10 protein-coding genes are annotated in these 12668 nt (G+C 72.5%); 6 read left to right on the forward strand and 4 right to left on the reverse strand.

Translation table 11 applies throughout. From position 1 onward, the window contains the following. Positions 1-181: 181 nt before the first annotated feature. Together ACLBXO_RS18965 and ACLBXO_RS18970 are read right to left on the reverse strand one after the other, a co-directional pair. Positions 182-4252 (reverse strand): Pls/PosA family non-ribosomal peptide synthetase, encoded by a 4071-nt coding sequence (locus ACLBXO_RS18965; RefSeq protein ID WP_447686311.1) that lies wholly within the window; start codon positions 4250-4252, stop codon positions 182-184. A gap of 111 nt (positions 4253-4363) precedes the next feature. Continuing rightward, on the reverse strand, positions 4364-4951 hold the full coding sequence (locus tag ACLBXO_RS18970) for a histidine phosphatase family protein (RefSeq protein WP_331313002.1): 588 nt from the start codon (positions 4949-4951) through the stop codon (positions 4364-4366). A 96-nt stretch (positions 4952-5047) separates the two neighbouring features. Here ACLBXO_RS18970 and ACLBXO_RS18975 point away from each other — a divergent pair, with 96 nt between their 5' ends. Next, on the forward strand, positions 5048-6040 hold the full coding sequence (locus tag ACLBXO_RS18975) for a polyphosphate kinase 2 family protein (RefSeq protein WP_447686312.1): 993 nt from the start codon (positions 5048-5050) through the stop codon (positions 6038-6040). 16 nt (positions 6041-6056) lie between these two features. Next, positions 6057-7211 carry an AAA family ATPase gene (locus tag ACLBXO_RS18980; protein WP_447686313.1) on the forward strand — a complete coding sequence of 385 codons (1155 nt, stop codon included), beginning with the start codon at positions 6057-6059 and terminating at the stop codon, positions 7209-7211. A gap of 54 nt (positions 7212-7265) precedes the next feature. Here ACLBXO_RS18980 and fabI read toward each other — a convergent pair whose 3' ends face one another. Together fabI and ACLBXO_RS18990 are read right to left on the reverse strand one after the other, a co-directional pair. After that, entirely contained in the window at positions 7266-8090 is an 825-nt protein-coding gene (gene fabI / locus ACLBXO_RS18985; protein ID WP_012322413.1) for an enoyl-ACP reductase FabI, read from the reverse strand. A gap of 127 nt (positions 8091-8217) precedes the next feature. After that, positions 8218-9144 (reverse strand): J domain-containing protein, encoded by a 927-nt coding sequence (locus ACLBXO_RS18990; RefSeq protein ID WP_331312999.1) that lies wholly within the window; start codon positions 9142-9144, stop codon positions 8218-8220. A 240-nt stretch (positions 9145-9384) separates the two neighbouring features. On the opposite strand from ACLBXO_RS18990, the gene ACLBXO_RS18995 reads away from it, so the two are divergent. From ACLBXO_RS18995 to ACLBXO_RS19010, 4 genes are read left to right on the forward strand one after another with little or no spacing between them, the layout of a single operon-like run. Next, the gene (locus ACLBXO_RS18995) at positions 9385-9768 is read left to right on the forward strand and encodes a VOC family protein (protein ID WP_447686314.1); all 384 of its coding nucleotides are present in this window, start codon (positions 9385-9387) and stop codon (positions 9766-9768) included. Next, positions 9768-10832: an iron ABC transporter substrate-binding protein gene (locus ACLBXO_RS19000; protein ID WP_447686315.1), complete on the forward strand. Its 1065-nt coding sequence runs from the start codon at positions 9768-9770 to the stop codon at positions 10830-10832. The genes ACLBXO_RS18995 and ACLBXO_RS19000 overlap by 1 nt, the downstream gene beginning before the upstream one ends. Then, positions 10829-11881: a FecCD family ABC transporter permease gene (locus tag ACLBXO_RS19005; RefSeq protein ID WP_331312996.1), complete on the forward strand. Its 1053-nt coding sequence runs from the start codon at positions 10829-10831 to the stop codon at positions 11879-11881. The genes ACLBXO_RS19000 and ACLBXO_RS19005 overlap by 4 nt, the downstream gene beginning before the upstream one ends. Further along, the gene (locus tag ACLBXO_RS19010; RefSeq protein WP_447686316.1) at positions 11881-12666 is read left to right on the forward strand and encodes an ABC transporter ATP-binding protein; all 786 of its coding nucleotides are present in this window, start codon (positions 11881-11883) and stop codon (positions 12664-12666) included. Before ACLBXO_RS19005 ends, ACLBXO_RS19010 begins: the two co-directional genes overlap by 1 nt. The last annotated feature ends 2 nt before the right edge of the window (positions 12667-12668 follow it).

Here is a 12668-nt window from a genome sequence, read left to right on the forward strand (position 1 = left end):
GGCGTCCCGGACCGGTTGCAGCAGGGCCCCGGCTCTGACCTTGGTGCGGTCTCCTCCACGCGCGCGACCGGGATGGCGGGGCCGGACAGGGCGCCGGATTGCCGCCCCCCCCCCCCGCGGGTCGAGCCCCGGCGTTTCGAGCCGATGCAGGCGAGTCCGGACCCGGGGAGCGCCTCGCCCGTCAGGCGCGATGGATCACCGGGACCGCGGGCGCCCCCTCCCACTCGGTGTTGGCGGGGATCGACTCGCCCTTCATGACGATGGTGAGCGGCCGGAGCCGGGCGTAATCCCCGACCTTCGTGTCGTACAGCACGGTCGAGAACGATCCCACCGAGACGCCCCGCCCGACGACGACGCGACCGATCTTCATGATCCGGTCCTCGTAGAGGTGCGTCTGCAGCGCCGAGACCCGGTTGATCGTGGCGTAGTCGCCGATGGTGACGCAGTCGAACTCGGTGATGTCGGTGGTGAGCATGCAGACGCCCTTGCCGACCTTCACGCCGAACAGCCGCAGCACCCAGGGCAGGAACGGCGTGCCCTGGAGGTGTTCGAGGAGCACCTTGCCGGCGAGCCCCCAGTAGGCCACCGCGATGGCCTCGGTGCGCATCGCCCACCACGACCACATCGGCTGCATGCCGGGCTTGTAGACACCCATCAGCAGCCACTTCATGGCGATGACCGCCGACGACTGGATCAGCGCGATCGCGACGCTCGCCACGACGAAGCTGTAGGCGAGCCCGGACCAGTCCTGCTCCAGGATGGCCGGGTAGAAATACCAGTCGATCACCGTGATCGCGAGGGTGATGTACAGCATCGGCGAGAACGAGGTCGCGAAGGCCTCGAAGATGCCGCGCCGGATCTTCGGCCACGCGCCGGGCTCGTAGGTCTGGGCGGTCGAGCCGAGATCGACCTTCTGGCGGGCCGGGAGCCGGATCGGCGGCGAGCCGAACCACGTCTCGCCGGGGCTCATCGCGGCGTTCTCGGGCGGCTTCGACTTGATGCCGATGAGCACGTCGTCGGGAATGACGGCGCCCGGCGGCACCACGGCGTCGTTGCCGACGAAGACCCGCGCTCCGGTGCGGGTCGGCTCCAGGTGCATCCAGCCGCGCCGGATCTCCTCCTCGCCGTACACAACCTCGTCGGCGACGAAGTTCTTCGCGCCGACGTCGGCGAGGTCGTAGCGGCCCGCGAGGTTGGTCGAGATCTCGGCACCGTAGCCCATATTGGCGCCCATCAGCCGGTACCAGGCGCGCATGTAGACGGTCGCGAACAGCGACGAGAGCGTCTCCAGGGTGACCTCGACGGCGAGGGCCAGCGACCACTTCCGCAGGTAGAACAGCGAGTGGACCGAGTAGGTGCCGGAGCGGGTCCGCGGCAGCACTACCCAGCGGATGCCGGCGATCAGCAGCACCGTGCCGGCCGTCATCAGCATGGCGGTGGGCCAGGTGAGGATCGGCAGGTACCAGTGGTAGTCGATGTCGGTGATGTCGGAGAGCGAGTCCGAGATCTGGTCGAAGATGAAGAAGGCCGGGAAGATCGGCAGCAGGCCGACCGCGGGGATCGCGCCGAGCAGCACGACGTAGGCCGCCAGGAAGGCCGCGCGGCGCGCGAACGAGGCCTCGGCGGGCGCGGGCAGCTCCGACGGGTCGGCCATGCCGACCTTGCGGCCGGGCGACCCGTCCCAGCGCTCGGCCGCGCCGACCCGCGAGCCCGCCGGAATCGTGGTCAGGTCGGCGATCTCCGCCTGCGGCCCGATCACCGTGTCGTGGCTGATCACGCAGGAGGTGCCCACCGCCGCGTCCGCGCCGATCTCGGCCGTGCCGATGACCAGCTCGTTGCCGACGATCTCGGCGTTGGCGATCACGAGGCGGCCACCCAGGGACGCACCGTCGCCGATGGTCAGGAGGTCGGGCGCGCCGATTTCGATGTCGGAGATCAGGGTGTCGCGGCCGACCTTGGCGCCCATGAGCCGCAGGTAGATGGCGATGGCCGGCGAACCCTGCAGCCACTTCACGTGGACGAGGGGCGCCAACCGCTGCGCGAGCCACCAGCGGTAATAGTAGGTGCCCCAGAGCGGGTACCGGCCCGGCCTGGTCCGGCCGAGGATCAGCCACTTGCCGGCCACCGCCGCCACCGCGGTCACGCCGTTGATCGCCACGTAGACGAGGAGCAGCACCCCGAGCTCGGCGAAGAAGCTGAGCCCGCCGCCGGTGAGCAGCAGGTAGGTCACGAACATGCCGAGCCACTGCGCCGTGGCCAGCGCGATCACGAAGGGCAGCGCGACGAGCTGCGCGAGGCCGCACAGCGCCCGGCGCAGCAGCGGCGGCGGCTCGAAGCTCAGGTCGCGGGTCGCGGTGCCGGCGCCCATGCCGCCCGTCCGGGCGATGAGCGCGTCGGCTATCGCCCGTACGGTGCGCAGGGCGTAGACGTCCGGCAGCGTGATGCCGGCGAGCGGCGGATTCTCGCGCACCGCCGAGACGAAGCGGGCGGCCAGCAGCGAGTGCCCGCCGAGATCGGAGAAGAAGTCGCCCTCGAGGGCGATCGGCTGGTTGCCGAAGACCTGCTTGGCGGCGGCGACCAGGGCCGACTCGGTCTCGTTGGCGGGCGGCTCCTGCTCGCCGTCGGCGGCGACCACGGTGAGCGGGGCGATCTTCAGCGCCTTGCGGTCGACCTTGCCGGAGGTCAGGCGCGGGAGGGTCTCGGCCACCTCGAAGTGGCCGGGGACCATGTAGGGCGGCATCTGCCCGGCGAGGGTCCGGCGCAGGGCGGCGGCGTCGATGGACCGGCCGCGCTCCGGGATCAGGAAGGCGACGAGCCGGTCGACGCCGTCGTCCTTCCGGAGCACGACGGCGGCTTGGTTGATGTCGGGCACCGCGCGGATCCGGGATTCGATCTCGCCCAGCTCCACGCGAAAGCCGCGGATCTTCACCTGGTCGTCGATGCGGCCGTGGAACACGATCCGGCCCGCGGCATCGAGGGAGACCGCGTCGCCCGAGCGGTACAGGACGGGGTCGGTCCCGTCCGACGGGAAGGGGTTGGGAATGAACTTCTCCGCCGTCAGCTCGGGACGGGCGAGGTAGCCCCGCGCCACGCCGGGACCGCCGATCAGCAGCTCGCCCTGCTGGTCGCGGCCGAGCAGGGAGAGGTCCTCGCCGGCAACGTAGACGGAGTAGTTCGGGATCGGGCCGCCGATGGTCACCGGCTCGCCGGGACGCATCTCCGCCGCGGTCGCCACCACAGTGGCCTCCGTGGGCCCGTAGGTGTTGAACAGCTGGCGGCCGCCCGTCGCCCAGCGGGCGATCAGCGGCTCCGGCAGCGCCTCGCCGCCGAGCAGGACGAGGCGGACCCGCGGCAGGTCGCCGGAGATCATCGCCAGCAGCGTCGGGACGGTGTCGAGCACCGTGATCCCCTCGGCTTCCAGGATGCCGGGGAGCGATTCCAGGTCGCCCATCATGGCGGGACTGGCCACGAACAGGGTCGCGCCGACGAGGTACGGGACCCAGATCTCCTCCATCGACAGGTCGAAGGCCACCGAGGCGCCCTGGAAGACCACGTCGTCGGCGCGCATCCCGTAGAGGGCGTTCCCCGAGCGCAGGAAGTGACAGATATTGGCGTGGCTGATGACGATGCCCTTGGGCACGCCGGTCGAGCCGGAAGTGTAGATCAGGTAGGCGGGGTGCTCGGGCGTCAGCCCGGCCGCGCGCGGATCCGGTACCGGCGCGTCGGCTGGCGTCGCGGCGGCGAGGTCGGCGGGCGTCAGGGCGGGCGCGGCGTCGGGCGCCGCGGCGGCCAGCGCCGGGGATACGAGCAGCGCCTTCGCGCCCGCGTCGGTGAGGCACACGCCCACACGGTCGGCCGGCGCCTCGGCGTCGAAGGGCAGCCACGCCGCCCCCGACATCGTGATGCCGATCTGCGCCACGAGGAGGTCCGGCCCGCGCGCCATCCACAGGCCGACCACGTCGCCCGGTCCGATGCCGCGATGGGCGAGGCCGGCGGCGATCCGGCCGGCCCGGACCGCGACGTCCGCGTAGGTCAGGTGCGGGTGCACGCCCCCGGCCTCGACCCGGGACCCGTCGACGAGGCAGGGATGATCGGGGCGGGTCTCGGCCGCATGGAGGAAGATCTCGGCCAGGACCTCGTCGCGGATCAGGTCGGGCCGGTGGTCGCCGCGCAGGATCGCCGCCGCGTCCCCGAGAGGCGCGGGCTCTCCGGCCGCCGGGCCGGGCCGGGTCTTCTCGGCGAGGTCGCTCATCCGCTGCTCCGCTGGCCGGCCGCTCGTGCCGGCGCCTGTCCTGGCCGCCGCCCTATAGCCTGCCGATCATGCCGTTATCGAGGCGGCTTTGCACTGCGCGGGCGCACAGGATCAAGCCCAGCGCCAGCCTCCGGGCTCGAGGATCAGGACCTCGCCCTGGCGGATACCGAGGCGGGGCGCGGCGTAGATGTCGAGATGGCCGAGGGCCACGAGGGCGGCCCGGGCGACGCCGCCATGGGCGACGATCACCGTGTCCCGCTCAAGGCCCGCGATCATCGGGCCGACGCGCTCCACGAGGCCGGCATAGCTCTCGGCACCGAGGCCGGGCGGGCGGTAGTGCCAGCGGTCGCGGTCGCGCCCGGCCGCGCCGGCCGGGTCGCGGCGCCGGATCTCCGCCCAGGTGGAGCCCTCCCAGCTGCCGAAGCCGATCTCCCGCAGGCGCGGGTCGGTGCGGTACGCCTCCGGCGGCAGGCCGAGGGCGGTCCGGAGGATCTCCATGGTGCGCCGGGTGCGCTTGAGCGGGCTCGCGACGAAATCGGCGGACGCCAGCGCCGGCCCCGCCGCGGCGGCGAGGCGCTCCGCCACGGCCGCGGCCTGCGCCTCGCCCTGCGCGTTGAGGTCGGTGTCGCGCCCGCCCTGGAGGCGTCCCTCGGCATTCCAGGCGGTCTGGCCGTGCCGGATGAAGTAGATCGTACCCAACCGTCTCAACCCCGTCCTGCACAGGCGTCCGGAACAGCCTGGGATACCGGCCGTTCTCGCCGTCGGTCGGCAATATCCGGAAACAGGTCCTGCCCCATGTCCAAGAAGCACGGCAAGCATCATCGCGGCCACAAGCGCGGTGACGGCATGACAGGTGAGGCCGATCTGCACGATCCCACCGTGGATCACCGCCCGTCGACGGCCCGGTGGGCCGGAAGCGTCGACGCCGTCGCCGAATCCGTGCCGGCAGCGCTCGGCCAGCACGAGCCGGTGCCGATCCGCCCCGCGCCGGGCATCGTGGCGGTAGAGCCGGGCGCGCCCTTCGATCTCGCGGCGGTCGATCCCGACGACGTCGGCGACCTCGACAAAGACTGGGCCAAGGACGCCCTCGCCGAGGAGCGCGAGCGCATCGTCGCCCTCCAGGAGCGCCTCTACGCGGAGCGGGCCCGGAGCCTGCTGCTGGTGTTCCAGGCGATCGACACCGGCGGCAAGGATGGCACGATCCGGTCAGTTCTGAAGGGGGTGAACCCGCAGGGCTGCGCGGTCGCCTCGTTCAAGGTGCCTTCGAGCGAGGAACTCGATCACGACTTCCTGTGGCGCTACCACGCCCGGGTGCCGGGGCGCGGCATGATCGGGGTGTTCAACCGCAGCCACTACGAGGACGTCCTTGTGGTCCGGGTGAAGGGCCTCGTGCCGGATGCTGTCTGGCAGAGCCGCTACGGCCGGATCAACGATTTCGAGCGCCTGCTCGTCGAATCGGGCACCACGGTCCTCAAGTTCTTCCTGCACATCTCCAAGGCGGAGCAGAAGAAGCGCCTGGAGGACCGGATCGCCGATCCCGAGAAGCACTGGAAGTTCGACCCTGCCGATCTGGTCGAGCGGAAATCCTGGGACGCCTACCAGCAGGCCTTCGCGGACGCCCTCGGCCGCTGCTCGACGTCCCGCGCGCCCTGGCTGGTGGTGCCGGCCAACCAAAAGTGGTTCCGCAACTACGTGATTGCCCGCACCGTGGCGGATACGCTGGAGGCCATGGATCCGCGATTCCCCGAGGCCGCCAGGGGCATCGCGGATCTGACGGTGCCGGACTGACGCGGGAGGAGCCGGGATGCTGGTGGTTCGGGAGGTCGCGGTCTCGGGCTACCGCTCTCTGCGGCGGGTGAGCTTCCCGGTCGACGCGCTGTCGGTCTTCGTCGGGGGCAACGGTACCGGCAAGACCAACCTCTACCGCGCCCTGGAGCTGCTGCAGGCCGCAGCTCGGGGCACCTTGACCCGCGACCTCGCCGCCGAGGGCGGCATGGATTCGGCCCTCTGGGCCGGCCGCCGGCGGCAGGGCGAGGCGGCGCGGATCTGCCTGTCGGCAACCCTCCGCCACGACACGATCGGGCAGGACTTCGTCTACGCGGTCGAGATCGGGCTGGTGCAGCAGGTCGGCGGAACCACCTTCGGCGCCGCCTTCCGCAAGGAACCGCAGGTCAAGATCGAGCGCCTGACGGTCCGCACCCGCGGCCGCACCGCCGTGATCCTCGATCGCGACGGGCGCAGCGGGTTCGTCCGCGACGCGGAGGGCCGCAAGCGCGGCCTCGGCGGGGACCTGCTTCCGACGGAGACCGCCCTCGGATGCCTCCTCGACGCCACCGCCCATCCGGAGATCGCCGCGGTCCGCCTCGCCCTGGCGGGGTGGCGCTTCCACCACGATTTCCGGACGGATGCCGAGTCGCCCTTGCGCCGACCCTGCCTCGCGGTGACGACGCCGACGCTCGCGTCCGACGGCACCGACCTCGCGGCCGTCTTCGCCACGCTGGCGCATATCCGGCAGGACACGACCGAGATCGACGCGGCCGTCGACGGCGCTTTCCCGGGCGCGGAGCTCGTCCTTCCGGAGCCCGGCCGTCACGCGAGCTTCGGCCTGCGCTTTCCCGACTTTCCCGCCCGGACCTTCGATCCGCCGGAACTGTCGGACGGCACCCTGCGCTACCTCGCGCTCGCCGGAGCGCTGCTCGGCTACCGGCTGCCGCCGTTCATCGCGCTCAACGAGCCCGAGACCAGCCTGCATCCCGATCTCATGGATCCCCTGGCGCGGCTGATCGCGCGGGCCGCGGAGCGGACGCAGATCTGGCTCGTGACGCATTCGGAGCGACTGGCAGCGGGGATCGCGCGGCACGGCAACGTCCGGCCGCGCACCGTCATTAAGCGCGACGGCGAGACCTGGATCGACGGGCTGAAGCTCTCGGGCGAGTTCGAAGAGGCGGAAGACGCGTGAGGATTGTCTGCCCGATCGCGCCGCACGCCCTGCGGGCGCGACGAGCGAAGAATCTCAGTCCTTGTCGAGGGTGAGGTCGGGCGCCTCGGGGTTCTTCATGCCGACGACGTGGTAGCCGGCATCCACGTGGAGGATCTCGCCGGTCATGCCGGCCGCCATGTCCGAGACGAGGTAGGACGCGGTCTCGCCGACCTCCCCGATCGTCACGGTCCGGCGCAGGGGCGCGTTGTACTCGTTCCACTTCAGGATGTAGCGGAAATCGCCGATCCCCGAGGCCGCGAGGGTCTTGATCGGGCCGGCCGAGATCGCGTTGACCCGGATGTTCTTCGGGCCGAGATCGGCCGCGAGGTAGCGCACGGACGCCTCCAGCGCCGCCTTGGCGACGCCCATCACGTTGTAGTGGGGCATCCACTTCTCGGCGCCGTAATAGGTCAGGGTCACCAGCGACCCGCCCGGGCGCATGATCTTCTCGGCGCGCTGGGCCACGGCGGTGAACGAGTAGCACGAGACCAGGAGCGACTTGGTGAAATTGTCCTCGGAAGTCTCGATGTAGCGGCCGGTCAGTTCGTCCTTGTCGGAGAAGGCGACGCAGTGGACGACGAAGTCGATGCCGTCTGGGAAGACCTTCGCGGCTTCCGCGAAGACCGCGTCGATCGTGGCCGACTCGGTGACGTCGCAGTGCCCGATCACGTGGGCGTCGAGTTCCTTGGCGAGGGGCTCGACGCGCTTGCGCAGGGCGTCGCCCTGGTAGGTGAAGGCCAGTTCGGCCCCGTGGGCGCGGGCGCTGCGGGCGATGCCCCAGGCGATCGAGCGGTTGTTGGCGACCCCGAGGACGATGCCCCGCTTGCCCGCCAGAAGGCCCTGCCCGTGTTCCGCCATGATCGATCCCGAAGCCGCGCGCCCCCTTTCGGGGCCGGGGGGCCTCCTTAGCGGAGGCGGCCCGGCGACGGAAGTCCGGGACGCCGCCGGGCGCCTTCATGCGCGTCCCGGAGGCTACACCCGCCGGTCAGGCCGCGTTGGCGGCCCTGCGGCCGCGGGCGAATTCGGTCAACGCCGCGTCCTCGCCCTCCGGCAGGACGATCGCCGTGGTGGCGAACAGGTCGCCGCGGGTCCCGTCCTTCTTCGGCAGGCCCTTGCCGCGGAGGCGGAAGGTCCGGCCGGAGCTCGTCATCGCCGGGATCTTCATCTCGACGGCGCCGGTGAGCGTCGGCACGCGGATCGTGCCGCCGAGCACGGCATCCTCCAGCGGAACGTCGACGCTGGTGCGCAGGTCGGCCCCCTCCACGGTGAACCGCGGGTGCGGACGGATCCGGATGGTGAGCAGAGCGTCGCCCGGCTCGGCCCGGGGCCCGCCGCTCTGGCCGAGGCCGCGCAGCCGGATGGTCTGGCCGTCGACCACGCCGCGGGGGATCACGACGTCGACCTCCCGGCCCGTGGGCAGGGCGAGGCGCAGCTTCTCCTCGCTGGCGACCTGCTCCAGCGTCACCAGCAGCTCCGCGGCGACGTCCTCGCCCTTGGCCGCCTGGCGCTGGCCGCCCGGGCCGGCGCCGCCGGCGCGGAAGGCCTCGCCGAAGATGTGCGAGAAGATGTCCTCGCCCATCCCGCCGCCCATGCCGCCGCCGCGCTGGGCGCGCGCCATGTTCTCGAAGTCGAAATTGCCGCCGCGCCCGCCGCCGAAGCCGCCGAACCCCTCGAAGCCGGTCGCGCGCGGCTTGCCCTCGGCGTCGATCTCGCCGCGGTCGAACTGCTTGCGCTTCTCGGAATCGCCCAGGATCTCGTAGGCCGAGTTCGCCTCGGCAAAGCGGTCCTTGGCCTTCGCGTCGTTCTTGTTGCGGTCGGGGTGGAAGTCCTTGGCGAGCTTGCGATAGGCCTTCTTGATCTCGGCCTCGCTCGCCCCCTTGGCCACGCCCAGCACGTCGTAGGGATTGCGCATGGATCTCTTGGCTGTGCGGTTGGCTGTGCGATGTGCATTCGCAACCGGGATGTGGGATGGATGTTGCATCCCTGCAACGGTCCTGGCGGCGAAAGTCTGCGGGTTCGCGCCGAACGTCAAGCGGCCGGTCTCGCCGCGGCTCCGCGCCGGCCCTATCGTCGGACGCGGCGCGTGGCGGCGCCTCCGGCGGGACGGCGCCGGAGGCCGCTCGCGACGCGATCACCCGGGGCCGGAGAGCCGATGCACTACGCCTGCGACCACCTCCACCTGCGCAGCCGCGACGCCGTCGCGGCCGCGTCCTTCTACGTCGAGACCTTCGGGGCCCGGGAGGTGAAGCGCGTCGGCGCGGACCCGGTGCAGCGCGTCGTGCTCGACCTCGGCGGCCTCGCCGTCTTCATCGAGCAGGCCCCGGATGAGATCGCGCCGGCGACCGCTACGCCCTGCCTCGGGATCGAGCATGTCGGGCTGCGCGTCGCCGACATCGAGGCCGCGATGGCCGATCTCGAAGCCCGCGGCGTCACGGTGCGGACCGGCATCACCGAGCGCGGCCCCGGACTGCGGATCGCCTTCGTGGAAGGGCCCGACGGGGCGCTGATCGAGATCCTGGAGCGGAAGCCCGCCTGATGGCGCGGAGACACGGCCGCCGCCGCGCCCTGACCGCGGCGCTGATCCTGCTGCTGGCGGCGTCCGGCGGGGCGGCGGCGCGGCCGTTCACGGACGCGGCCGGCCGCACGGTCGAACTCCCCGAACGGGTCGGTCGGGTGCTCGCCGCGGGACCGCCGGCCGCGGTGCTGCTCTACACCCTGGCGCCCGACCTCATGGCCGGCTGGGTGAGCGCCCCGCATCCCGAGGCGCTGCCCTTCCTCGAGCCCCGGACCCGGGCCCTCCCCGCCTACGGCCGCCTGACCGGGCGCGGCGGCACGGCCAACGTCGAGGCGGTGCTGGCCGCCAAGCCGGATCTGATCGTGGATTCGGGCAGCCTCGGGCCGACCTACGCGTCGCTAGCCGACCGGGTGCAGGCCCAGATCGGGATCCCCTACATCCTGCTCGACGGCAGCCTCGCGAAGACTCCGGAAGCCTATCGGCAGCTCGGCGCGGCCCTGGGCCGTCAGTCCGACGCGGACGCCCTGGCGGTGGAGGCCGAGCGTCTCGCCGGCACGGTGGAGCGCGCCGTGGCGACCGTTCCGGAGGAGAAGCGGCCTCGGGTCTACTACGCGCGCGGGCCGCGCGGGCTGGAGACGGGGTTCGCCGGATCGATCAACACCGAGCTGATCGAGGCCGCGGGCGGCCGCAACGTCGCGCGGGACGGCGGCGGTCGCCTCGGCAACGTCTCGCCGGAGCAGGTTCTCGCCTGGAACCCGGACGTGATCGTCACTCTCGACCCGGTCTTCGCGGCCGGGTCGCGCGCCGACCCGCTGTGGCGGGACGTCCGGGCCGTCCAGACTGGGCGGGTCTACGTGGCGCCGCTCCAGCCGTTCCCGTGGTTCGACGCCCCGCCGGGGGTAAACCGGCTGATCGGCCTGCGCTGGCTGGCGGCCCGGCTCCATCCGGACCTGTTCCCGGAGCCGATGCCCGACGTGGTGCGCGCCTTCTTCAGCCGCTTTTACCATGTCGACCTCGACGCCGGTCAGGCCGCCGCCCTCCTCGGCCCGCCGGCCCCGGGCTCATCCCCGGGCCCGTCCCGGTGAGCCGCGTCCCGGCCTCCGCCGCGACGATCCGGACGCGCACCCGCCTCCCCCTGCCCGCGGCGCTGCTGTCCGGGCTCGCCCTTCTGGCGCTGACCGCCCTTGCGCTGGCCGTCGGCAAGTACCCGGTCGCGCCCGCCGACCTCGCCGCGATCCTCGGCCACCGTCTGCTCGGGCTGCCCCTCCGGGTTCCGGCGACGGCAGAGACCGTCGTGATGCAGGTGCGCCTGCCCCGGGTGCTCGCCGCGCTGGTTGTCGGCGCGGCCCTGTCGGCGGCCGGAGCGACCTACCAGGGCCTGTTCCGCAACCCGCTGGTCTCGCCCGACATCCTCGGCGTCTCGGCCGGGGCCGGCCTCGGCGCCGTGCTCGGGATCTATCTCGGCCTGCCGGTGGCGCCGATCCAGGCCCTGGCCTTCCTGGGCGGCCTCGGCGCCGTCGCGGCGGTCTACGGCGTCGGCCTCGCCGTGCGGCGCCACGATCCGGTCCTGACGCTGGTCCTCGCCGGGGTCGCGGTCGGGGCAGTTCTCGGGGCGGGCATCTCGCTCCTCAAGGTTCTGGCCGACCCCTACAACCAGCTCCCGGCGATCACCTTCTGGCTCCTCGGGAGCCTGTCCTCGGTCACCCTCGGCGACGTCGCCGCCACCCTGCCGATGATGCTGCTCGGCCTCGTGCCCCTGGTGCTGCTGCGATGGCGCATGAACCTGATGAGCCTCGGCGACGCGGAGGCGCGGGCCCTCGGGGTGGAGACGCGGGTGCTGCGCCCCGTCCTGATCGCCGGCGCGACGCTGATTACGGCGGCGGCCGTCGCGATGACCGGGGTCATCGGCTGGATCGGTCTGATCGTGCCGCACGTCGCCCGCCTGCTGGTCGGGCCGGATTATCGCCGCCTGCTGCCCGCCTCGCTGGTGCTCGGGGCGGGCTACCTCGTGCTGGTTGACCTGATCGCGCGGAACCTGGGCACCGTCGAGGTGCCCCTCGGCATCCTGACGGCCCTGGTCGGGGCACCGTTCTTCCTCTGGCTGCTGGCCTCCGGGCGCCGGGGCTTCAGCTGATGCTGCTCCGGGTCCGGGACCTCGCCTTCGGGTATGGCAGCCGCCCGGCCGGCCGAACCGTCGGCCACGGCGTCTCCTTCGACCTCGCCGCGGGCGAGGTACTGTGCCTGGTCGGGCCGAACGGCGGCGGCAAGACCACGCTGTTCCAGACGCTGCTCGGCCTGCTGCCTGCCCGGGCCGGGCGGGTCGACCTCGACGGCGCGGACCTGGCGCGTCTCTCGCGGACCGCTATCGCCCGCACGATCGCGGCCGTGCCCCAGGCGCACGCGGCCTTCTTCCCGTTCACGGTGCGCGAGGTCGTCGTGATGGGCCGGGCGAGCCGGCTCGGTCCGTTCACCGCCCCAGGCCCGTCCGACGTCGCGGCCGCCGAGCGGGCGCTGGCCACCCTGGGGATCGGGCATCTCGCCGATCAGGTCTACACGGAGATCAGCGGCGGCGAGCGGCAGCTCGCGCTGATCGCGCGGGCGCTCAGCGGCGAGCCGCGGCTCCTCGTGATGGACGAGCCGACCGCCAGCCTCGATTTCGGCAACCAGGCCCGCGTCCTCGGGCAGATCCGCCGCCTCGCGCAGGCCGGCATCGCCGTGCTGTTCTCGACGCACGATCCCGGTCACGCCCTGCTCTGCGCCGACCGCCTCATCGCCCTGCACACGGGCCGCCTCGTCGCCGACGGGCCCGCCGCCGCGACGATCACGCCGGAGCTGCTGCGCCTGATCTACGGGATCGACGTCGTCGTGGCGCCGGTGCCGGGCCTCGCGGCGCCGGTGTGCGTGCCGGTCGTCGCCTGACC

It is taken from the genome of Methylobacterium sp. C33D (assembly GCF_053345825.1).